Source organism: Pseudomonas sp. YA1 (assembly GCF_058680555.1).
Genome location: NZ_JBZWBG010000015.1, coordinates 139906 through 160527, shown reverse-complemented (window position 1 = coordinate 160527; position 20622 = coordinate 139906). Strand labels below are relative to the sequence as shown.

General features: G+C 66.7%; 19 protein-coding genes. 14 read left to right on the top strand and 5 right to left on the bottom strand.

What is annotated here, in order from left to right; genetic code table 11:
* Positions 1–3: 3 nt before the first annotated feature.
* Positions 4–453, bottom strand: a complete 450-nt coding sequence (locus AC4OR5_RS21805; RefSeq protein WP_004352646.1) for a DUF4345 family protein — start codon at positions 451–453, stop codon at positions 4–6.
* 249 nt (positions 454–702) lie between these two features.
* Here AC4OR5_RS21805 and AC4OR5_RS21800 point away from each other — a divergent pair, with 249 nt between their 5' ends.
* Complete coding sequence (locus AC4OR5_RS21800; RefSeq protein ID WP_058160322.1) at positions 703–1152, top strand: DUF411 domain-containing protein; 450 nt, start codon at positions 703–705, stop codon at positions 1150–1152.
* Positions 1153–1210: 58 nt separating this feature from the next.
* Here the strand turns inward: AC4OR5_RS21800 and alaC are convergent, their stop codons facing one another.
* Positions 1211–2446 (bottom strand): alanine transaminase, encoded by a 1236-nt coding sequence (gene alaC, locus AC4OR5_RS21795; protein ID WP_004365361.1) that lies wholly within the window; start codon positions 2444–2446, stop codon positions 1211–1213.
* A 169-nt stretch (positions 2447–2615) separates the two neighbouring features.
* On the opposite strand from alaC, the gene AC4OR5_RS21790 reads away from it, so the two are divergent.
* Positions 2616–3470, top strand: coding sequence for a PhzF family phenazine biosynthesis protein (locus tag AC4OR5_RS21790; protein ID WP_058160323.1), 855 nt, complete (start codon positions 2616–2618; stop codon positions 3468–3470).
* A 67-nt stretch (positions 3471–3537) separates the two neighbouring features.
* A complete protein-coding gene (ypfJ, locus tag AC4OR5_RS21785) occupies positions 3538–4431 on the top strand; it encodes a KPN_02809 family neutral zinc metallopeptidase (RefSeq protein ID WP_003095112.1) in 894 nt (297 codons plus the stop codon).
* A 21-nt stretch (positions 4432–4452) separates the two neighbouring features.
* Here ypfJ and AC4OR5_RS21780 read toward each other — a convergent pair whose 3' ends face one another.
* Positions 4453–4929, bottom strand: a complete 477-nt coding sequence (locus AC4OR5_RS21780) for a SecDF P1 head subdomain-containing protein (protein WP_003111176.1) — start codon at positions 4927–4929, stop codon at positions 4453–4455.
* A gap of 413 nt (positions 4930–5342) precedes the next feature.
* On the opposite strand from AC4OR5_RS21780, the gene AC4OR5_RS21775 reads away from it, so the two are divergent.
* Positions 5343–6638 carry an NCS2 family permease gene (locus tag AC4OR5_RS21775; RefSeq protein WP_003095114.1) on the top strand — a complete coding sequence of 432 codons (1296 nt, stop codon included), beginning with the start codon at positions 5343–5345 and terminating at the stop codon, positions 6636–6638.
* Positions 6635–7726, top strand: coding sequence for a tRNA (uridine(54)-C5)-methyltransferase TrmA (gene trmA, locus AC4OR5_RS21770; RefSeq protein ID WP_058160324.1), 1092 nt, complete (start codon positions 6635–6637; stop codon positions 7724–7726). The genes AC4OR5_RS21775 and trmA overlap by 4 nt, the downstream gene beginning before the upstream one ends.
* Positions 7727–7759: 33 nt before the next feature.
* Here the strand turns inward: trmA and sfsA are convergent, their stop codons facing one another.
* On the bottom strand, positions 7760–8467 hold the full coding sequence (gene sfsA, locus AC4OR5_RS21765; RefSeq protein WP_003100180.1) for a DNA/RNA nuclease SfsA: 708 nt from the start codon (positions 8465–8467) through the stop codon (positions 7760–7762).
* Positions 8467–9639 (bottom strand): pyridoxal phosphate-dependent aminotransferase, encoded by a 1173-nt coding sequence (locus AC4OR5_RS21760; protein ID WP_003095120.1) that lies wholly within the window; start codon positions 9637–9639, stop codon positions 8467–8469. Before AC4OR5_RS21760 ends, sfsA begins: the two co-directional genes overlap by 1 nt.
* A gap of 192 nt (positions 9640–9831) precedes the next feature.
* Here AC4OR5_RS21760 and dksA point away from each other — a divergent pair, with 192 nt between their 5' ends.
* From dksA to panC, 9 genes are all read left to right on the top strand, one after another.
* Positions 9832–10278: an RNA polymerase-binding protein DksA gene (gene dksA, locus AC4OR5_RS21755; protein WP_003095122.1), complete on the top strand. Its 447-nt coding sequence runs from the start codon at positions 9832–9834 to the stop codon at positions 10276–10278.
* A 67-nt stretch (positions 10279–10345) separates the two neighbouring features.
* Positions 10346–11227, top strand: coding sequence for a tRNA glutamyl-Q(34) synthetase GluQRS (gene gluQRS / locus AC4OR5_RS21750; protein WP_003100186.1), 882 nt, complete (start codon positions 10346–10348; stop codon positions 11225–11227).
* A 69-nt stretch (positions 11228–11296) separates the two neighbouring features.
* Positions 11297–11473, top strand: coding sequence for a hypothetical protein (locus AC4OR5_RS21745; protein WP_003095129.1), 177 nt, complete (start codon positions 11297–11299; stop codon positions 11471–11473).
* Positions 11457–14408, top strand: coding sequence for a two-component system sensor histidine kinase CbrA (cbrA, locus tag AC4OR5_RS21740; protein WP_003095132.1), 2952 nt, complete (start codon positions 11457–11459; stop codon positions 14406–14408). The genes AC4OR5_RS21745 and cbrA overlap by 17 nt, the downstream gene beginning before the upstream one ends.
* Before the next feature lie 26 nt (positions 14409–14434).
* The gene (gene cbrB / locus AC4OR5_RS21735) at positions 14435–15871 is read left to right on the top strand and encodes a two-component system response regulator CbrB (RefSeq protein WP_003095138.1); all 1437 of its coding nucleotides are present in this window, start codon (positions 14435–14437) and stop codon (positions 15869–15871) included.
* An 899-nt stretch (positions 15872–16770) separates the two neighbouring features.
* Complete coding sequence (locus AC4OR5_RS21730; RefSeq protein WP_003095142.1) at positions 16771–18174, top strand: polynucleotide adenylyltransferase PcnB; 1404 nt, start codon at positions 16771–16773, stop codon at positions 18172–18174.
* Positions 18171–18659, top strand: coding sequence for a 2-amino-4-hydroxy-6-hydroxymethyldihydropteridine diphosphokinase (gene folK / locus AC4OR5_RS21725; protein ID WP_003095144.1), 489 nt, complete (start codon positions 18171–18173; stop codon positions 18657–18659). Before AC4OR5_RS21730 ends, folK begins: the two co-directional genes overlap by 4 nt.
* A gap of 249 nt (positions 18660–18908) precedes the next feature.
* Positions 18909–19709 carry a 3-methyl-2-oxobutanoate hydroxymethyltransferase gene (gene panB / locus AC4OR5_RS21720; RefSeq protein ID WP_003095147.1) on the top strand — a complete coding sequence of 267 codons (801 nt, stop codon included), beginning with the start codon at positions 18909–18911 and terminating at the stop codon, positions 19707–19709.
* A complete protein-coding gene (panC, locus tag AC4OR5_RS21715; RefSeq protein ID WP_015503696.1) occupies positions 19706–20557 on the top strand; it encodes a pantoate--beta-alanine ligase in 852 nt (283 codons plus the stop codon). Before panB ends, panC begins: the two co-directional genes overlap by 4 nt.
* Positions 20558–20622 lie beyond the last annotated feature (65 nt).

Below are 20622 nucleotides of genomic sequence, written 5' to 3'. Positions count from 1 at the left end.
ATGTCACAGGCCGTCGAAGTCGTCCTCGCGGCGCTCGGTGCTCTCGCCGGGCGTCGACAGCCGGGGCGGCCGCCGTTGCAGCCACCACAGGGCGGCGATCCCCAGGGCAGCCATTGCGCCGCGGAACAGCAGGCCGAACAGGTTGCCGTCGGCCTCCATCCCGCCCTCGATCCAGGCAATCAATAGCCGCGACAGAGTCAGGATCGATTGCAGCAGCACTACCAGGATCAACGCCGGCTGCACCAGCGAAGCCCGGCGCAGGGCGAACAGCAGGAACAACGCCAGGGCGAACTGATGGCCGCCATAGAACACCCGCGCATCGCTGACCGCCGAAGGCTCCATCAGCAGCATGCCACTGAGATTGGCCATCTCGTAGGGACGCACCCAGTACAGCACTCCCAGCGCGCCCCATACCAGCGCCTGAACCAGCAAAACCAAACGGGCGAAGAGCATCCCCTTTCTCCTCGGGCCTGTTGCCCCCAGCGGTCAGTTCGACACCGGCGGCGAACGCCCCGGCAACCCTAAGGACAGCAGACCCAAACTGCGCCGACGAGTTCGCTGCGACAATCCGTCCCTGCCCAACGGCAACCCGGCGCGGCGGGCAGCGCATCGCTTCGTCACAAGTGGATACAGCTCACCGGCTGGGTGGCAGCGGGTGCCAGCGGTATGCTCCCGGCATTCGCTCGCAGCAAGGAGAATCCCATGCGCCGCTTCGCTCCCCTGGCCGTCCTGGCCGCCACCCTGCTCCACGGTTCCCTGGTCCAGGCCGCCGAACCGCTGGCCATCGACGTCCACCGCGACGCCAACTGCGGCTGCTGCAAGGACTGGATCAAGCACCTCGAAGCCAACGGTTTCAAGGTCACCGACCATGTGGAAGCAGACATGAGCGCAGTCAAGAGCCGCCTCGGCGTGCCCTACAGCATGGGCTCCTGTCATACCGGAGTGATCGACGGCAAGTTCGTCGAAGGCCACGTGCCGGCAGCCGACATCCTCAAGCTGCGCGAACGCGCCGACCTGGTCGGCGCCGCCGTACCGGGCATGCCGGTCGGCTCGCCGGGCATGGAAATGGGCGGCCGCCAGGACGCCTACCAGGTCGTCGGCCTGACCAGGAGCGGCCAGGCCTCGGTACTGGCGGAGTACCCGGGACGCTAACGAAAACGCCGTTTCCCCCAGGGGAAACGGCGTTTTTCCTTGTAGCAGGGCGTGAGGATCACTCCGCCAGGCTATCGACCTTCCTCTGCGGCGACAGCAGCCCGTCGGCGCGGAACATCGACTTGATCCCGCGCACCGCCTGGCGCAGGCGGTCGCGGTTCTCGATCAGGGCGAAACGCACATGATCGTCGCCGTAGTCGCCGAAGCCGATCCCCGGCGACACCGAGACCTTGGCGTCCTGCAACAGCTTCTTGGCGAACTCCAGCGAGCCCAGGTGCGCATAGGGCTCGGGGATCTTCGCCCAGACGTACATCGAGGCCTTCGGGTTCTCCACCATCCAGCCGGCCTCGCGCAGCCCCTTCACCAGGACGTCGCGGCGCTGCTGGTACTGCCGGGCGATATCGCGGACGCACTGCTGGTCGCCTTCCAGAGCGGCGATGGCCGCCACCTGCAGGGGCGTGAAGGTGCCGTAGTCGTGGTAGCTCTTGATCCGCGCCAGGGCCGAGACCAGCTCGGGATTGCCGACCATGAAGCCGATCCGCCAGCCGGCCATGTTGTAGCTCTTCGACAGGGTGAAGAACTCCACGGCGATGTCCTTGGCGCCCGGCACCTGCATGATCGACGGCGCTTTCCAGCCGTCGTAGACGATGTCGGCATAGGCCAGGTCGTGCACGACCATCACGTCGTACTGCTTGGCCAGCGCCACCACGCGCTCGAAGAAGTCCAGCTCGACGCACTGCGCGGTCGGGTTGGAGGGGAAGCCGAGAATCATCATGCGTGGCTTGGGAATCGATTCGCGGATCGCCCGTTCCAGCTCGTTGAAGAAATCGATGCCCGGCACCAGCGGCACCGAGCGCACCTGGGCGCCGGCGATCACCGCACCGTAGATGTGGATCGGATAGCTCGGGTTGGGCACGAGGATGGTGTCGCCATGGTCGAGGGTCGCCAGCATCAGGTGCGCGAGGCCTTCCTTGGAGCCGATGGTGACGATGGCTTCGCTTTCCGGGTCGATCTGCACGTCGTAGCGGTCGCGGTACCAGTGCGAGATGGCCCGGCGCAGGCGCGGGATGCCGCGCGAGGTGGAGTAGCCATGGGTGTCTTCGCGCTGGGCGACGGTGCAGAGCTTCTCGACGATATGCGGCGGGGTCGGCCCGTCGGGATTGCCCATGCTCAGGTCGATGATGTCCTCGCCACGGCGACGAGCGGCCATCTTCAGTTCGGCGGTGATATTGAAAACGTAGGGGGGAAGGCGGTCGATGCGCGCGAAACGGCGCGCAGGGCGTGATTCAGCCATGCTGTCCTCGGAGTAACGTAAGCGCCCGGAACCGTCCGAGCGACGCCGGCCGCTGCGGCGGCCTGGAAAGCACCAGCCAGGCGCTTTCTTGTCGGCGAACATAAAGGCCGATAGGCTGCTTGTCGAGTCCCCCCTCGCGTTTTTCATTCCATTTCACAGGAAAAGGCCCATGTCCCGACGCTACTGGCAACTCGATGTGTTCGCCGAGCGTCCGCTCACCGGCAACGGCCTGGCCGTGTTCGACGACGCCAGCGCCCTCGATGACGCCGCCATGCAGGCCTGGACCTGCGAACTGCGCCAGTTCGAGTCGATCTTCCTGCTGCCGGGCAACGACCCACGGGCCTTCCGCGCACGGATCTTCACCCTGGAGGAAGAACTGCCGTTCGCCGGCCACCCGCTGCTCGGCGCCGCCGCCCTGCTCCATCACCTGCGCGGCGGCGACAACGAACAGCACTGGACGCTGCACCTGGCCAGCAAATCGGTGGCCCTGCGCAGCGTGCGGGCGGGCAGCGGTTTCTACGCCGAGATGGACCAGGGCCGCGCCGAATTCGGCGCCACCCCGGACGCCGGGACCTGCCGCTGGTTCGCCGAAGCCTTCTCGCTATCGGCCAACGACCTGTCCGGGCATCCGCCGCGGGTGGTGAGCACCGGCCTGCCCTACCTGCTCCTGCCGGTGACCGCCGAGGCGCTGGGTCGAGCCCGTCAGGTCAACGATTTGCAAGAAGCCCTGGATAAACTCGGCGCGGCGTTTGTCTATCTGCTCGACGTCGACGGGCGCGAGGGCCGCACCTGGGACAACCTGGGGCTGGTGGAAGACGTGGCTACCGGCAGCGCTGCCGGTCCGGTCGCCGCCTACCTGGTGGAATACGGGCTTGCCGCGCGCGGCGAACCCTTCGTCCTGCACCAGGGACGCTTCCTCGACCGGCCGAGCCGGCTCGACGTCCAGGTCGCGACAGACGGTAGCGTCAGGGTCGGCGGCCACGTCCAACTGCTCGCCCGCGCCGAGCTGCTGACCTCGGCCTGACGGTCGGGGTGGCGCTGGCGGCGGACGACGACAACACTGAAGAAGCGAAACGTACAGGAGAACCGCCATGCTCTGGCGCAAAGGACGACGCAGTGACAACGTGATTGATGCCCGGGGCGAAGGAGGCGCAGGCGGCGGTGGCGGCATGCGCATCGGCGGCAAGGGCCTCAGCCTGGGTGGGGTGGCCATCGTGGTGGTGGTCGGCCTGCTGATGGGCCAGGACCCGATGCAGATTCTCGGGTCGCTGCTCGGCCAGATGGACAGCCCGGCGCCGGCCACCCAGCAGCAGGCCGGCGGTCGGGCCCCGGCGGCCAACGACGAGCAGAGCGAGTTCGTCCGCTCGATCCTCGGCGACACCGAGGACACCTGGGAACAGATCTTCGCCAGCGGCCAGGCACAATACCAACAGCCCAAGCTGGTGCTGTTCAGCAATGGGGTGAATTCCGCCTGCGGCTTCGCCTCGTCGGCCACCGGGCCGTTCTACTGTCCGGCCGACCGCCGGGTCTACCTCGACCTGGAGTTCTTCCGCGAGATGGAACAGCGCTTCTCCGCCGCCGGCGACTTCGCCCAGGCCTATGTGATCGCCCACGAGGTCGGCCACCACGTGCAGAACCTGATGGGCATCTCGGCCAAGATCAACGCAGCCCGCCAGCGCGGCGCGCGCATGGAGGGCGCCAACGGCCTGTCGGTACGCCAGGAACTGCAGGCGGACTGCTTCGCCGGGGTCTGGGCCAACCGTGCACAGCAGCGGCTGAACTGGCTGGAGCCGGGCGACATCGAGGAAGCCCTGAACGCCGCCAACGCCATCGGCGACGATCGCCTGCAACGCCAGGGCCGCGGCATGGTGGTGCCGGACTCCTTCACCCATGGCTCCTCGGCGCAACGCATGCGCTGGTTCAAGACCGGCTTCGAGAGCGGCTCGCCGGCCAGTTGCGATACCTTCAAGGCCCAGACGCTCTGAGCCTCGCCGCCAGCCGGGCGCTTAGCGCCCCGGCTGGCTTCCCAGCGCATTCAACTGATCGGCCAGTTCCCTGGCCTCGTAGGCCGAAGCCAACCCGTCGAGATAGACCTTGCCGTTGCGGATCGGCTCGCGCACCCGCGGCGCCAGGCGCAGGCGCCCGTCCACCAGTACCGCGAGAGTGCGCCCCCGGGCCTCGCCGGTCAGCGCGGCCAGGCGGCGGGCGGCCGGTTCGGTGAAGGTGACTTCGACGCCGGGTCGACCGTTCTGGTCGTACAGGACCTCGGCGCGGAGTACGTCAGCCTGGGTCAGGCTGGGCTTCAGCGCTACCAGCATGGCCTTGCCCTGCGGGTCGGCCAGGGTGCGGAACGCCGCGGAAGGCGTGCTGGCGGTGGCATAGACCCCGAAGCTGTGCTGCGGGATCGGCAGCGGATCGCTGGCGCAGGCGGCCAGCAGCAGCGCCAGGCCCAGCGGAAGGAGTGCGAGTTTCGAGCGTTTCATGATGAGGTACTGCAGAAAACCTGGGCGGAGCGTCCGTCCGGACGCCAACGCCTATGTTAACGCCGCCCGCGCCGGGCGGGCGAGCAGGGCCTTCCGCGAGGCGACGATCGACTAGACTGGCGGAAATTCACCCCTCTCCCGCGAACTGGTATGATGCGCGCCTTTTCGAGCCGTATGAACCCCACGCAGGCCGCCGCGAGGCCCCTGGCGTGCGTGGGTCGTTTCATGCGGCTCGCGCATTTTCGGGACTCAGCCGTCTGCCGGGATCGTTCGCGGTACCGCGCCGACGAGACAGCGATGCAACGCCCGCCACGCGGAAATTCGGTTTTCCCTGGTCGGCGGCCGGCTCCACGGCCGGCCACTTCTGCTGGCGCCATGGGGATCGTTGCAGAGCACATTCAGGGGAATCCAACATGCTGGAAAAGCTGTTTCAACTAAAGGCGCACAACACCACGGTGCGCACCGAGATCCTGGCGGGGATCACCACCTTCCTGACCATGGCCTACATCCTCTTCGTCAACCCGAGCATCCTCGGCGAGACCGGCATGGACAAGGGCGCGGTGTTCGTCGCCACCTGCCTGGCAGCGGCCATCGGCTCGACCATCATGGGCCTGATCGCCAACTACCCGATCGCCCTGGCCCCCGGCATGGGCCTCAACGCCTTCTTCACCTACACCGTGGTGCTGCACATGGGCCACAGCTGGCAGGTCGCGCTGGGCGCAGTGTTCATTTCCGCCACCATGTTCTTCCTGCTGTCGATCTTTCGCATCCGCGAATGGATCATCAACAGCATCCCCCTGCCGCTGCGCTCGGCGATCGCCGCCGGCATCGGCCTGTTCCTCGCACTGATCGCCCTGCAGAACGCCGGCATCGTGGTGGACAACCCGGCAACCCTGATCGGCATGGGCGACCTGACCAAGCCGGCACCGATCCTCGCCACCCTCGGCTTCATCCTGATCGTCGCCCTAGAGGCGCGTAGCGTCACCGGCGCGGTGCTGATCGGTATCCTGGTGGTCACCGCCATTGCCATCCTGCTCGGCGTGACCCAGTTCGGCGGCGTGGTCTCGATGCCGCCGTCGCTGGCGCCGACCTTCCTCCAACTGGACATCAAGGGCGCGCTGGACATCGGCCTGGTCAGCGTGATCTTCGCCTTCCTCTTCGTCGACCTGTTCGACAACTCCGGCACCCTGATCGGCGTCGCCAAGCGCGCCGGACTGATGGGCAAGGACGGCCACATGCCGAAGATGGGCCGCGCGCTGATCGCCGACAGTACCGCCGCCATGGGCGGCTCGCTGCTGGGCACCTCGACCACCACCAGCTACATCGAGTCCGCCGCGGGCGTCAGCGCCGGCGGCCGCACCGGCCTGACCGCCATCGTCGTCGCCATCCTGTTCCTCCTCGCGCTGTTCTTCGCCCCGCTGGCCGGCAGCGTACCGGCCTTCGCCACCGCCCCGGCGCTGCTCTTCGTCGCCGTACTGATGGCCTCGGGCCTGGCAGAGATCGACTGGGAAGACATCACCGTCGCCGCGCCGGTGGTCGTCACCGCGCTGGCCATGCCGTTCACCTATTCGATCGCCACCGGCATCGCCTTCGGCTTCATTTCCTGGACCGCGATCAAGGTGCTGTCCGGGCGCTGGCGCGAACTGAACCCGGCGCTGGTGATCCTCTCCGTCCTGTTCGTGATCAAGCTGGGCTTCTTCAACGCATGAGCCGTCCACAGTTCGACCCCAGCACCTACGCCGCGCAACTGGAAGACAAGAAGTCCCGCCTCGCCGGTTTGCTGGCCCCGTTCGCGGCACCCGCGCCCGAGATCTTCGAGTCGCCGCGCGAGCATTACCGGCTGCGCGCCGAATTTCGTCTGTGGCGGGAAACCGGCAACGAGAAGCGTCACTACGCGATGTTCGAGCAGGGCGACAAGCACACGCCGATCCTGATCGAGGATTTCCCCATCGCCAGCCGCCGCATCAACGAACTGATGCCGCGCCTGAAGGCGGCCTGGGCCGACCCGGCGCTGGGCTTCAAGCTGTTCCAGGTGGAGTTTCTCACCACCCTGGCCGGCGACGCGCTGATCACCCTCTGCTACCACCGGCCGATCGACGACGCCTGGCGACAGGCAGCGGAAAAGCTCGCGGCGGAACTGGGCGTGAACCTGGTCGGGCGTTCGCGCGGCAAGCGTATCGTCGTCGGACGCGACTATGTGGAGGAGGAACTGTCGGTCGCCGGCCGGCGCTTCCGCTACCGCCAGCCCGAGGGGGCTTTCACCCAGCCCAACGGCGAGGTCAACCAGAAGATGCTCGGCTGGGCCTACGAGGCGCTCGGCCAGCGCGACGACGACCTGCTCGAACTGTACTGCGGCAACGGCAACTTCACCCTGCCCCTGGCCACCCGGGTACGCAAGGTGCTGGCCACCGAGATCAGCAAGTCCTCGGTCAATGCGGCGCTGGCCAACCTGGCCGACAACGCGGTGGACAACGTCAGCCTGGTGCGCCTGTCGGCCGAAGAGCTGACCCAGGCGCTGAACGAGGTTCGCCCGTTCCGCCGCCTGGCCGACATCGACCTGAAGAGCTACGCCTTCGGCAGTGTCTTCGTCGATCCGCCACGAGCCGGCATGGATCCGGACACCTGCGAGCTGACCCGGCGCTTCGAGCGCATCCTGTACATTTCGTGCAACCCGGAAACCCTGGCGCAGAACATCGCCCAACTGCACGACACGCACCGGATCAGCCGCTGCGCGCTGTTCGACCAGTTCCCCTACACCCACCACATGGAAAGCGGCGTCCTGCTCGAACGCCGCTGAGCGAGTGGCCGCGCCCCACGGCGCGGCCATGCCTCAGAGTCGCACCGGGAGGCGCCGCGCCAGGTGCAATCCTTCCGTCGTCACCTCGGCGCCATAGGCCAGCACCTCGACGCCCGCTTGCGCCGCCTCGCGCAACGCCTTGCCATAGGCTGGATCGATCTCGTCGGCGGGGCGCACCGCCTCGACCCCGGAAAGGTTCACGCAGTACAGCTGCACCGCGCGGATCCCCTCCCGCGCCAGCGCCGCCAGTTCGCGCAGGTGCTTGGCGCCGCGCAGCGTCACCGCGTCGGGAAAGGCCGCCACGGCGGTTTCGTCGAAGCCCAGGGTGACGCTCTTCACCTCGATGAACAGTGCGCCCGTGGGGTATTCCAGGCGAAAGTCGGCGCGACTGTTCTCCACGCCGTAGGCCACTTCCCGGCGCAGAGCGGTGAAACCGGCAAGCTCCGCGATGTCCCCGGCCAGCAGCGCCTCCTCTACCAGGCGATTGGCCCGCGCCGTGTTGACGCAGGCCAGGCGGCCCTGCGGGGTCTCGCTCAGCTCCCAGGTCCCCGGCAGCTTGCGCTTGGGGTCGTTGGAGCGGCTGAACCAGACCCGGCAACCTTCGCTCATGCAATTGAGCATCGAACCGGTATTCGGACAGTGGATGGTCAGGCGCTCGCCGCCGGCGCTCTCGATATCGGCGAGGAAACGCTTGTAGCGACGCAGCAGGCGGCCTTCTTCCAGTGGCTGCTCGAAACGCATCAGGGTCGCCAGTTCTTCAGGCCGCGGGCGATCCGCTCCACCGCTTCCTGCAGGCGCGGCAGGTTCTGGGTATAGGCGAAACGCACGTGGTGGCCGGCCTGGTGGCGGCCGAAATCCAGCCCCGGGGTGAAGGCCACGTGCTCGGTCTCGATGAAGTGCTTGCAGAAGGCGTAGGCATCGCCGCCGAACGCGCTGATATCGGCGTAGAGATAGAAGGCGCCTTCCGGCTCCACGGCGATTCCGAAACCCAGCTCGCGCAGGGCCGGCAGGAGGAAGTCGCGACGGCGGGCGAACTCTTCGCGACGCTCTTCGAGAATGGCGATGGTGGTCGGCTCGAAACAGGCCAGCGCGGCCTGCTGGGCCATGCTCGGCGCGCTGATGTAGAGGTTCTGCGCCAGCTTCTCCAGCTCAGGCACCGCCGCTGCCGGCGCCACCAGCCAGCCCAGGCGCCAGCCGGTCATGCCGAAATACTTGGAAAAACTATTCAGGACGAAAGCGTCGTCGTCGACTTCCAGCACCGAGGCGGCGTCCACGCCATAGGTCAGGCCGTGATAGATCTCGTCCACCACCAGGTGCCCGCCGCGGGCCTTCAAGGCGCCCGACAGGCCGGCCAGTTCGTCGCGATCGAGCAGGGTCCCGGTCGGATTCGCCGGCGTCGCCACCAGAGCGCCTACACTGTCTGAATCCCAGTGCCGCTCGATGAGATCCGGCGTCAGTTGGTAACGGCTGTCCGGCCCCACCGGCACCAGTTGCGCGGCGCCTTCCACCAGGCGCAGGAAATGCCTGTTGCACGGGTAGCCCGGGTCGGCGAGCAACCAGTGGCGGCCGGGGTCGACCAGCAAGCTGCTGGCCAGCAGCAGGGCGCCGGAGCCGCCCGGAGTGACCAGCACGCGCTGCGGGTCGAGGTCGACCCCGTAGCGTTCGCCGTAGAATTTCGCGATCGCCTCGCGCAGCGCCGGCAGGCCGCGGGCGGCGGTGTAGCGGGTATGCCCGGCGGCCAGTGCGGCGCGCCCGGCCTCGACGATCGGCTCGGCCGTGGTGAAGTCCGGCTCGCCGATCTCCAGGTGGATCACATCGTGGCCGGCGGCCTGCAACTCGTTGGCCCGCGCCAGCAGGGCCATGACATGGAAAGGCTCGATGGCCCGACTGCGCGCGCTATAGGAGGTAGCCATGGATATTCCGAACTTTGCGAGGAAAAACCGATTCTAACCAAGCCATTACGCGGGCGACACCAGCCTCGACAACCGGGAGTAGCGCCAAGGTTATCGTTCTGGTAAGTTCGCCCGCTTGCGACCGCGGGGCCGGAGAGCCGGCGAGGGAACCCTGCCGCGGACAGGATTAGCGAAAGTGAGAGGCGGCCATTCATGTCCACCAAAGCAAAACAACAGAGCAGCCAGCAGATGACCCGCGGCTTCGAACCCTATCAGGAAACCAAGGGCGAGGAGTACATGAGCGAGCGCATGCGCGCGCACTTCACCGCGATCCTGAACAAATGGAAACAGGAGCTGATGGAAGAGGTCGACCGTACCGTGCATCACATGCAGGACGAAGCGGCCAACTTCCCCGATCCGGCCGACCGCGCCAGCCAGGAAGAAGAATTCAGCCTGGAACTGCGCGCCCGCGACCGCGAGCGCAAGCTGATCAAGAAGATCGACGAGACCCTGCAACTGATCGAAGACGAAGAGTACGGCTGGTGCGACTCCTGCGGCGTCGAGATCGGCATCCGTCGCCTGGAGGCGCGCCCCACCGCGACCCTCTGCATCGACTGCAAGACCCTCGCGGAAATCCGCGAGAAGCAACTCGGCTCCTGAGCCGGACCGACGGGGCGCCAAGGCGCCCCGTTTCGTTTCCGCCGTTCCCCGCCGCACCGCCCGCGCCATGAGCTCTTCCTATGTAGGCCGCTTCGCCCCGACGCCCAGCGGCTACCTGCACTTCGGTTCCCTGGTGGCGGCCGTCGCCTCCTACCTGGACGCGCGTGCCGTCGGCGGCCGCTGGCTGGTGCGCATGGAAGACCTCGACCCGCCCCGCGAAGTCCCGGGCGCCCAGCAGGCGATCCTGGAAACCCTGGAGCGCTACGGCTTCGAATGGGACGGCGCGGTGGAGCGGCAGAGCGAACGCTTCCCGGCCTACGCCGCAGTGGTCGAGCAACTGCTGCGCAGCGGCCTGGCCTACGCCTGCACTTGCTCGCGCAAACAGCTTGAGGGATTCGCCGGGATCTACCCGGGCTTCTGCCGCGACGCCGGGCACGCCCGCGAGGACGCGGCGATCCGCCTGCGCGTGCCGGAGCTGGAATATCGCTTCGTCGACCGCGTGCAGGGCGAAGTCCGCCAGCATCTCGGCCGCGAGGTCGGCGATTTCGTCATCCAGCGCCGCGATGGCTTCTACGCCTACCAACTGGCGGTGGTGCTGGACGACGCCTGGCAGGGCATCACCGACATCGTCCGCGGCGCCGACCTGCTCGACTCGACCCCGCGCCAGCTTTACCTCCAGGAACTGCTGGGGCTGAGCCAGCCGCGCTACCTGCACGTGCCGCTGATCGTCCAGCCGGACGGGCACAAGCTCGGCAAGTCCTACCGCTCCCCACCACTGCCCGCCGAGCAGGCCGCCGCGCCGCTGACCCGCGCCCTGCGCGCGCTCGGCCAGCGGCCGCCGGCCGAACTGGCCCAGGCCAGCGCCAGCGAGGCGCTGGCCTGGGGCGTGGCGCACTGGGACGCCACGCGCATCCCGCGCTGCGCTACCCTTCCCGAGGAACGCCTGTAGCCCGCCCGGCGGCTTGCCGGCACCCACCCGCAGCCTGTAGCCTGCCGGCCCAAGCATGAGGGAAGCGGCATGTACATCTACCGACTGGTCCTGCTCCTGGTCGTGGGCATCTATCTCTTTTCCCCCGCCATCATGGACTGGTGGATCGACCCCAACGGCGCCTGGTACCGCCCGTACCTGCTGTGGCTGATCCTCATCGTGGTCACTTTCATCCTGCAGAGCCAGCGCGATGCTGACGAGCTTTAGCCTGACCCAGCTGATCCTGATCAGCGTCGCCTACCTCTCCACCCTCTTCGGCATCGCCTGGATCACCGAGCGCGGCTACGTGCCGCGCCGGCTGGTACGCCACCCGCTGGTCTACACCCTGTCGCTGGGCGTCTACGCCAGTGCCTGGGCGTTCTACGGCACGGTAGGCCTGGCCTACCAGTACGGCTACGGGTTCCTCGCCATCTACCTGGGGATTTCCGGGGCCTTCCTGCTCGCCCCGGTGCTGCTCTATCCGATCCTGCGGGTGACACGCGCCTACCAGCTGTCCTCGCTGGCCGACCTCTTCGCCTTCCGTTTCCGCAGTACCTGGGCCGGCGCCCTGACCACGCTGTTCATGCTGATCGGCGTGCTGCCGATGCTGGCCCTGCAGATCCAGGCGGTCACCGACTCGATCAGCATTCTCACCCGCGACCCGGCCCAGGAGCGGGTCGCATTCGTCTTCTGCACCCTGATCACCCTGTTCGCGATCCTCTTCGGCGCTCGCCACATCGCCACCCGCGAACGCCACGAGGGACTGGTGTTCGCCATCGCCTTCGAGTCGCTGGTCAAGCTGGTGATGCTCGGCAGTATCGGCCTCTACGCCCTGTACGGCGTCTTCGGCGGGCCGGAAGGCCTGGAAGTCTGGCTGCTGCAGAACCAGACCGCGCTGACCACCCTGCACACGCCGCTGGCCGAGGGTCCATGGCGAACGCTGCTGCTGGTGTTCTTCGCCGCGGCCATCGTGATGCCGCACATGTTCCACATGATCTTCACCGAGAACCTCAACCCGCGCGCGCTGATTTCCGCCAGCTGGGGCCTGCCGCTGTTCCTGCTGCTGATGAGCCTTGCGGTACCGCCGATCCTCTGGGCCGGGCTGCGCCTCGGCGCCTCGACCACACCGGAGTACTACACCATCGGCCTCGGCCTGGCGGTGGACAGCCCGGCCCTGGCCCTGGCCGCCTTCATCGGCGGCATCTCCGCCGCCAGCGGGCTGACCATCGTGATGACCCTGGCGCTCTCGGGAATGGTCCTCAACCACCTGGTGCTGCCGCTCTACCAGCCGCCGGCGCAGGGCAACATCTACCGCTGGCTGAAATGGACCCGGCGCCTGCTGATCGTCGCCATCATCATGGCCAGCTACGCCTTCTACCTGCTGCTGGGCGCCGAACAGGACCTCTCCAACCTGGGCATAGTGTCCTTCGTCGCCACCCTGCAATTCCTTCCCGGCGCCCTCTCGGTGCTGTACTGGCCGACCGCCAACCGCCGCGGCTTCATCTCCGGGCTGATCGCCGGCATGCTGGTCTGGGCGATCACCATGCTGCTGCCCCTGATGGGGAACGTACAGGGCCTGTACCTGCCGCTGTTCGACGTGATCTACGTGCTGGACGACTCCAACTGGCACCTGGCGGCGCTGTCCTCGCTGGCGGCCAACGTGCTGGTGTTCACCCTGGTCTCGCTGTTCACCGAGGCCAGCGACGAGGAAAAAGGTGCTGCCGAGGCCTGCGCGGTGGACAACGTACGCCGTCCGCAACGCCGCGAACTGTTCGCCGGCTCGCCGCAGGAGTTCGCCAGCCAGCTGGCCAAGCCGCTGGGCGCCAAGACCGCGCAGAAGGAGGTCGAGCAGGCCCTGCGCGATCTCCACCTGCCCTTCGACGAACGTCGCCCCTATGCCCTGCGTCGCTTGCGCGACCGTATCGAGGCGAACCTTTCCGGGCTGATGGGTCCCAGTGTCGCCCAGGACATCGTGGAGACCTTCCTTCCCTACAAGACCAGCGAAGAAAGCTATGTCACCGAGGACATCCACTTCATCGAGAGCCGCCTGGAGGACTATCACTCCCGGCTGACTGGCCTGGCTGCCGAACTCGACACCCTGCGCCGCTACCACCGGCAGACCCTGCAAGACCTGCCGATGGGCGTCTGCTCCCTGGCCAAGGACCAGGAAGTGCTGATGTGGAACCGCGCCATCGAGGAACTCACCGGGGTCGGCGCGCAGAAGGTCGTCGGTTCGCGCCTGTCGGCCTTGCCCGAACCCTGGAAGGGCCTGCTGGAACGCTTCATCGACGCCCCCGACGAGCACCTGCACAAACAGCGCCTGGTCTACGACGGCCACACCCGCTGGCTGAACCTGCACAAGGCGGCCATCGAGGAACCCCTGGCGCCGGGTAACAGCGGCCTGGTGCTACTGGTGGAAGACCTCACCGAAACCCAACTGCTGGAAGACAAGCTGGTCCACTCCGAGCGCCTGGCTTCCATCGGCCGCCTTGCCGCCGGGGTAGCCCACGAGATCGGCAATCCGATCACCGGCATCGCCTGCCTGGCGCAGAACCTGCGCGAGGAACGCGAAGGCGACGGCGAGCTGACCGAGATCAGCGAGCAGATCCTTGACCAGACCAAGCGCGTATCGCGCATCGTCCAGTCGTTGATGAGCTTCGCCCACTCCGGCAGCCACCTACAGGCCCTGGAACCGGTGTGCCTGAGCGAAGTCGCCCAGGAAGCCATCGGACTGCTGTCGCTGAACCGGCGTAGCGTCGAAGTAGAGTTCTTCAACCTCTGCGATCCGGCGCACTGGGTCGAGGGCGACTCGCAGCGCCTGGCCCAGGTGCTGATCAACCTGCTCTCCAATGCTCGCGACGCCAGCCCGCCGGGCGGCGCGATCCGGGTCCGCAGCGAAGCCTCGGAACATACCGTGGACCTGGTCGTCGAGGACGAGGGCAGCGGCATTCCGAAGGCGATCATGGACCAGTTGTTCGAACCGTTCTTCACCACCAAGGACCCCGGCAAGGGGACCGGGCTCGGCCTCGCACTGGTCTATTCGATCGTGGAAGAGCATTATGGACAGATAACCATCGAGAGCCCGACGGATCACCAGCGAGAAGGCGGCACCCGCTTCCGCGTGACCCTGCCGCGGCACCCTGGCCCGACGGCCGAGCTGTAGACGAGCACGTCGAGAGAGCTGAATACATGGCACATATTCTGATCGTCGAAGACGAAACCATTATCCGATCTGCATTGCGACGCCTGCTGGAGCGCAACCAGTACCAGGTCAGCGAAGCCGGCTCGGTGCAGGAAGCCCAGGAGCGCTACACCATCCCCTCCTTCGACATGGTGGTCAGCGACCTGCGCCTGCCGGGCGCCCCCGGCACCGAACTGATCAAGCTCGCCGAAGGTATTCCGGTGCTGATCATGACCAGCTACGCCAGCCTGCGTTCGGCGGTGGATTCGATGAAGATGGGCGCGGTGGACTACATCGCCAAGCCTTTCGACCACGACGAAATGCTCCAGGCCGTGGCGCGCATCCTCAAGGACCGCCAGGAGAACCGCAGCGCGGCCCCGGTCTCCGCCAACGGCGGCAAGGCCGGCGGCGAACGCGGCGCCAGCCCGGCGGCAGCCGACGGCGAGATAGGCATCATCGGCTCCTGTGCGCCGATGCAAGAGCTGTACAGCAAGATTCGCAAGGTCGCGCCGACCGACTCCACGGTACTGATCCAAGGCGAGTCCGGCACCGGCAAGGAACTGGTCGCCCGCGCCCTGCACAACCTGTCGAAGCGCGCCAAGGCGCCGCTGATCTCGGTGAACTGTGCGGCGATTCCGGAAACCCTGATCGAATCCGAGCTGTTCGGCCATGAAAAAGGCGCCTTCACCGGTGCCAGCGCCGGGCGCGCCGGGCTGGTCGAAGCAGCTGACGGCGGCACCCTGTTCCTCGACGAGATCGGCGAACTGCCGCTGGAGGCCCAGGCCCGCCTGCTGCGCGTATTGCAGGAAGGCGAGATCCGCCGGGTCGGCTCGGTGCAATCGCAGAAGGTCGACGTGCGCCTGATCGCCGCCACCCACCGCGACCTGAAGACCCTGGCCAAGACCGGGCAATTCCGCGAAGACCTCTATTACCGCCTGCATGTGATCTCGCTGAAGCTGCCCGCCCTGCGCGAGCGTGGCAACGACGTGATGGAGATCGCCCGCGCCTTTCTGGCTCGCCAGTGCACCCGGATGGGGCGCGCGCCGCTCAGCTTCGCCCACGACGCCGAACAGGCGATCCGCCATTACCCATGGCCGGGCAACGTGCGCGAGCTGGAAAACGCCATCGAGCGGGCGGTGATCCTCAGCGAGAGCCAGGAAATCCACGCCGACCTGCTGGGTATCGACATCGAGCTGGACGACCTCGAGGACGACTTCGCCGCCGACCTCGGCCTCGGCCCGGCGGGCGCCGCGGCCAGCAACCACGAGCCCACCGAGGACCTTTCGCTGGAAGACTACTTCCAGCACTTCGTCCTCGAGCACCAGGACCACATGACCGAGACCGAGCTGGCCCGCAAGCTGGGCATCAGCCGCAAATGCCTGTGGGAACGCCGCCAGCGCCTGGGCATTCCGCGACGCAAATCAGGGGCCTCGGCCGACTCGTAACACCCTGCAACCTGTTACCGCAGACGTACCGCGTAACAGAAACCGGGTTCATCGGTAACGGGAACCCGGTTTTTTTGTGCCCTTCGCCGACCCACCGAAAACCTCAACCCCTTGATTTTACTGGGTTTCGAAAAACTGGCACGGCATCTGCTTATGTATTGGCACAACAACAATAACAAGCAACGACGAAGACAATAAAAACAACACGTAACGACTCCAGCACAACAAAAACAAAATCGCGGAGGCGCAGCTAACTGATTCTTTTGGAGAGGAGTTGCTGTCGGGACCCGTCCCGCAGCCAGTCGGAAGAAGAATAAAACTGCCTCGAGGCAGCGCACAGACTGGTTGGATCGCTCGACGATCATGGCAGCATCAGCGACCAAAGCAATCCGTTTGCTATTGAACTCCCAGCCTGGGAGATATCCCTGAAGCGACTGGCTCAAGGGACGGGTCGACAAACAAAAACAACAAGCCCGAAATCATAATAAAAACAAAGCACGCACCTACTTGGGGGGGAGCTTCGGCTCCCCCAGTAGCTTCACCCCTCCCTCCGTTTTCCCCGTTTTTCCTTCGCCTTACACCATTTCCCCATCCAATGCTAGAATCCGCGCAGACTATGCGGCCATCCGCATGCCTTGCCAGATTCACCGCAGCCTTCCCGGCCCTCTCCCGCTTCGCGGGAACAGGATGTACGGCCCCTGTTCGTTTCTGTCAGGATGCATGGCGCAGTCGGTTCCGGCGCCCGGGACGCCCTGTGCGTCGCGGGGCCAAACATTCAACGGGTACAGAACACGCCTCGCCCGAGAGGTCCTGATAATGCCGCAGCATTACCCGACGTCCGTCCTGTTTGAGCAACGCAGGCGTGCAATCACCCACATCGTGCTCCCGATAACACATCCATGCTGAAAAAGCTGATCCAGACCATTCGTTCCCCCCTGCGCCGTCCGCGCGCCGTCCGTACAACCCCGGAAGTCATCGGTAACAACCAGCACTCCCTGCGCCGGGACCAGTTCAGCCGGAACGCCGTCAAGGTCGTCGAGATCCTCCAGCGGGCCGGCTACCAGGCCTACGTGGTCGGGGGCTGCGTACGCGACCAGATGCTCGGCATCGCTCCCAAGGACTTCGATGTCGCCACCAGCGCCACGCCGGAGCAGGTCCGCGCCGAATTCCGCAACGCGCGGATCATCGGCCGCCGCTTCAAACTGGTACACGTGCACTTCGGCCGCGAGATCATCGAGGTCGCCACCTTCCGCGCCCATCATCCTGAAGGCCAGGACGATGGCGATAGCCGCGCGTCCAGCAACGAAAGCGGCCGCATCCTGCGCGACAACGTCTATGGCAGCCTGGAAGACGACGCCCAGCGCCGCGACTTCACCATCAATGCCCTGTACTTCGACGTCACCAGCGAGCGGCTGCTGGACTACGCCAATGGCGTTCACGACATCCGCAATCGCCTGATCCGCCTGATCGGCGATCCGGAGCAGCGTTATCTGGAAGACCCGGTGCGGATGCTGCGGGCGGTACGTTTCGCCGCCAAGCTCGACTTCGAGATCGAAAAGCACAGCGCCGCGCCGATTCGCCGGCTGGCCCCGCTGCTGCGGGAAATCCCTTCGGCGCGCCTGTTCGACGAGGTGCTCAAGCTGTTCCTCGCCGGCCGGGCCGAGCGCACTTTCGAGCTGCTGGTCGAGTACGAACTGTTCGCGCCGCTGTTCCCGGCCAGCGCCAAGGCACTGCAGGCCAACCCCGACTACACCGGCAAGCTGATCCGCCAGGCCCTGGCCAATACCGATGCGCGCATTCGCCAGGGCAAGCCGGTAACCCCGGCCTTCCTCTTCGCCGCACTGCTCTGGCCGGCCCTGCCGGCGCGCGTCGCGCAGTTGCAGGAGAAAGGCATGCCGGCCATCCCAGCGATGCAGGAAGCCGCCCACGAACTGATCAGCGAACAGTGCCAGCGGATCGCCATTCCCAAGCGTTTCACCCTGCCGATCCGCGAGATCTGGGATATGCAGGAACGTCTGCCGCGACGCCAGGGCAAGCGCGCCGACCTGCTCCTGGAAAACCCGCGCTTCCGCGCCGGCTACGACTTCCTCCTGCTGCGCGAAAGCGCCGGCGAGGAAACCGAAGGACTTGGCCAATGGTGGACCGATTACCAGGAAGTCAGCGACAGCGAGCGGCGCAACATGATCCGCGACCTGGTCAGCCAGGAAGACGGCAGCGCCCCGCGCAAGCGTCGCCGCGGCGGCAACAGCGGCCGTCGGCGCCGCGGGCCGCGCAAGGAAGGCAGCGGCGGAAGCGGCGAATGATCCAGCGCGTCTACGTGGCGCTGGGCAGCAACCTGGCCGAACCGCGCGAGCAGATCCAGGCTGCCCTCGACGCCTTCGAGCGGCTTCCCGAGACCCGCCTGGTCGCCGTCTCGCCGCTCTACATCAGCGACCCGCTCGGCCCCGCCGACCAGCCGCGCTTCGTCAACGGCGTGGCGGCCCTCGACACCAACCTGGCGCCGCTCGACCTGCTCGACGCCCTGCAGGCCATCGAACTGGAACAGGGGCGCGTCCGCGACCTGCGCTGGGGTCCGCGCACGCTCGACCTGGACATCCTGCTGTTCGGCGAACAATTGCTCGACCTACCGCGCCTGAAGGTGCCGCACTACCACATGCAGGCGCGCGCTTTCGTGCTCTATCCCCTCGCCGATCTCGCCCCCGACCTGCGCCTGCCCGATGGCCGCCACCTGCCGGAGCTGCTCGCGGCCTGTCCGTTCGAGGGCATCGAACGCCTTCCGGGCGCCTGACCCTGCCTGCCCGCCGCTGCGCGGATACCTCGCGGCGGGCTCTTCACACTGTTACCGAAAAGCTGACGAAGGACGTCGCGGATGGGCGTACACTGCGCGCGCAACCGCAGGCGGCGCGGCGTTCGGCAGTGGCAGTAACGCCGTAACAATGCGGTAACACCTGCAATTGACTTCGAGCCACCCCATCCGGACTATAAGTGGCCGTTTGCCCCGCGCCGGCTCATCACCGGCCCAACGAGGAGCCTTTCCATGCCTGATGTAACCCTGACCACCCTGCAAGGGTTGAAGCAGAGCGGCGAGAAGATCGCCATGCTGACCTGCTACGACGCCACCTTCGCCCACACCGCCAGCCAGGCCGGCGTGGACGTGCTTCTGGTCGGAGATTCGCTCGGAATGGTATTGCAGGGTCACGACAGCACCCTGCCGGTCAGCAACGAGGAAATGGCCTATCACACGGCCTGCGTGAAACGCGGTAACAAAGGTTCCCTGATCGTCACCGACCTGGCCTTCGAATCCAGCCATTCCGTGGCCCAGACCCTTGCCGACGCGGTCCGCCTGATGCAGGCCGGCGCACACATGGTCAAGCTGGAGGGTGGGGCCTGGCTGGCGGAGCCGATCGCCCGCCTGGCACAGATGGGCGTGCCGGTCTGCGCGCATCTCGGCCTGACCCCACAGGCGGTCAACCTGTTCGGCGGCTTCAAGGTCCAGGGCCGCCAGGAAACCCAGGCGCGCCAGTTGCGCGCCGATGCCATCGCCCTGGAGCAGGCCGGCGCCGCCATGCTGCTGCTGGAGTGCGTGCCCAGCGTGCTGGCCGAAGAGATCACCCAGGCGGTGAAGATCCCGGTGATCGGGATTGGCGCCGGTGCGGCGACCGATGGCCAGGTGCTGGTCATGCACGACATGCTGGGTCTCTCGCTGACCGGCCGCTCGCCCAAGTTCGTCAAGGATTTCATGCAAGGCCAGGAGAGCATCCCGGCCGCCATCGCGGCCTATGTCCGCGCCGTCAAGGACGTGTCCTTCCCCGCCGCCGAACACGGATTCAACGCATGAACACCGTCAAGACCGTCCGTGAACTGCGCGCCGCGGTGGCGCGCGCCCGCAGCGAAGGCAAGCGCATCGGCTTCGTGCCGACCATGGGCAACCTCCACGCCGGCCATGCCGCGCTGGTAAAGAAAGCCGGCGAACGCGCCGACTTCGTGGTCGTCAGCATCTTCGTCAACCCGCTGCAATTCGGCCCCAGCGAAGACCTCGACAAATACCCGCGGACCCTCGCAGCCGACCAGGAACGCCTGCTCGAAGCCGGCTGCCACCTGCTGTTCACCCCGACCGTCGAGGAAATGTACCCCGACGGCATGGACGGGCAGACCCGCATCCATGTTCCCGGCGTCTCCGAAGGCCTTTGCGGCGCCAGTCGTCCCGGCCATTTCGAAGGCGTGGCGACCGTGGTCAGCAAGCTGCTGAACATGGTCCAGCCGGACCTCGCGCTGTTCGGCGAAAAGGATTTCCAGCAGTTGGCGGTGATCCGCAAGCTGGTCCGCGACCTCAACCTGCCGGTGCAGATCTTCGGCGAGCCGACGGTGCGCGCCGCCGATGGCCTGGCGTTGTCCTCGCGCAACGGTTACCTCGACGAGCAGCAGCGCGCCGCCGCCCCGGCGATCTACCGCACCCTGCGGCAGCTCGGCGAACGCATCCGCGCCGGCGCCGAGGACTTCCCGGCATTGCTCGCCGACGCCCGCCAGGCCCTGGAACAGGCCGGGCTGCGCCCCGACTACCTGGAAATCCGCGAGCCGATCAGCCTGCGCCCCGGGGTACCCGGCGACCGCCAACTGGTTATCCTGGCCGCCGCCTACCTGGGCAGTACGCGGCTGATCGACAACCTCTCAATCCACCTCGATTGACGCATGCCGAGCCCCCGGTTCCCGGGGGCTTGAGCGCTCACCACGGACTCGCCATACTCTGCCGC

What these genes read in the sequence shown, in the direction of transcription:
- panB (WP_003095147.1), top strand. Translation starts at nt 18,909, where the DNA reads ATGCCTGATGTAACCCTGACCACCCTGCAAGGGTTGAAGCAGAGCGGC.
- folK (WP_003095144.1), top strand. Translation starts at nt 18,171, where the DNA reads ATGATCCAGCGCGTCTACGTGGCGCTGGGCAGCAACCTGGCCGAACCG.
- cbrB (WP_003095138.1), top strand. Translation starts at nt 14,435, where the DNA reads ATGGCACATATTCTGATCGTCGAAGACGAAACCATTATCCGATCTGCA.
- sfsA (WP_003100180.1), bottom strand. Translation starts at nt 8,467, where the DNA reads ATGCGTTTCGAGCAGCCACTGGAAGAAGGCCGCCTGCTGCGTCGCTAC.
- AC4OR5_RS21805 (WP_004352646.1), bottom strand. Translation starts at nt 453, where the DNA reads ATGCTCTTCGCCCGTTTGGTTTTGCTGGTTCAGGCGCTGGTATGGGGC.
- AC4OR5_RS21775 (WP_003095114.1), top strand. Translation starts at nt 5,343, where the DNA reads ATGCTGGAAAAGCTGTTTCAACTAAAGGCGCACAACACCACGGTGCGC.
- AC4OR5_RS21780 (WP_003111176.1), bottom strand. Translation starts at nt 4,929, where the DNA reads ATGAAACGCTCGAAACTCGCACTCCTTCCGCTGGGCCTGGCGCTGCTG.
- AC4OR5_RS21790 (WP_058160323.1), top strand. Translation starts at nt 2,616, where the DNA reads ATGTCCCGACGCTACTGGCAACTCGATGTGTTCGCCGAGCGTCCGCTC.
- AC4OR5_RS21745 (WP_003095129.1), top strand. Translation starts at nt 11,297, where the DNA reads ATGTACATCTACCGACTGGTCCTGCTCCTGGTCGTGGGCATCTATCTC.
- gluQRS (WP_003100186.1), top strand. Translation starts at nt 10,346, where the DNA reads ATGAGCTCTTCCTATGTAGGCCGCTTCGCCCCGACGCCCAGCGGCTAC.
- panC (WP_015503696.1), top strand. Translation starts at nt 19,706, where the DNA reads ATGAACACCGTCAAGACCGTCCGTGAACTGCGCGCCGCGGTGGCGCGC.
- AC4OR5_RS21800 (WP_058160322.1), top strand. Translation starts at nt 703, where the DNA reads ATGCGCCGCTTCGCTCCCCTGGCCGTCCTGGCCGCCACCCTGCTCCAC.
- AC4OR5_RS21730 (WP_003095142.1), top strand. Translation starts at nt 16,771, where the DNA reads ATGCTGAAAAAGCTGATCCAGACCATTCGTTCCCCCCTGCGCCGTCCG.
- cbrA (WP_003095132.1), top strand. Translation starts at nt 11,457, where the DNA reads ATGCTGACGAGCTTTAGCCTGACCCAGCTGATCCTGATCAGCGTCGCC.
- AC4OR5_RS21760 (WP_003095120.1), bottom strand. Translation starts at nt 9,639, where the DNA reads ATGGCTACCTCCTATAGCGCGCGCAGTCGGGCCATCGAGCCTTTCCAT.
- ypfJ (WP_003095112.1), top strand. Translation starts at nt 3,538, where the DNA reads ATGCTCTGGCGCAAAGGACGACGCAGTGACAACGTGATTGATGCCCGG.
- alaC (WP_004365361.1), bottom strand. Translation starts at nt 2,446, where the DNA reads ATGGCTGAATCACGCCCTGCGCGCCGTTTCGCGCGCATCGACCGCCTT.
- trmA (WP_058160324.1), top strand. Translation starts at nt 6,635, where the DNA reads ATGAGCCGTCCACAGTTCGACCCCAGCACCTACGCCGCGCAACTGGAA.
- dksA (WP_003095122.1), top strand. Translation starts at nt 9,832, where the DNA reads ATGTCCACCAAAGCAAAACAACAGAGCAGCCAGCAGATGACCCGCGGC.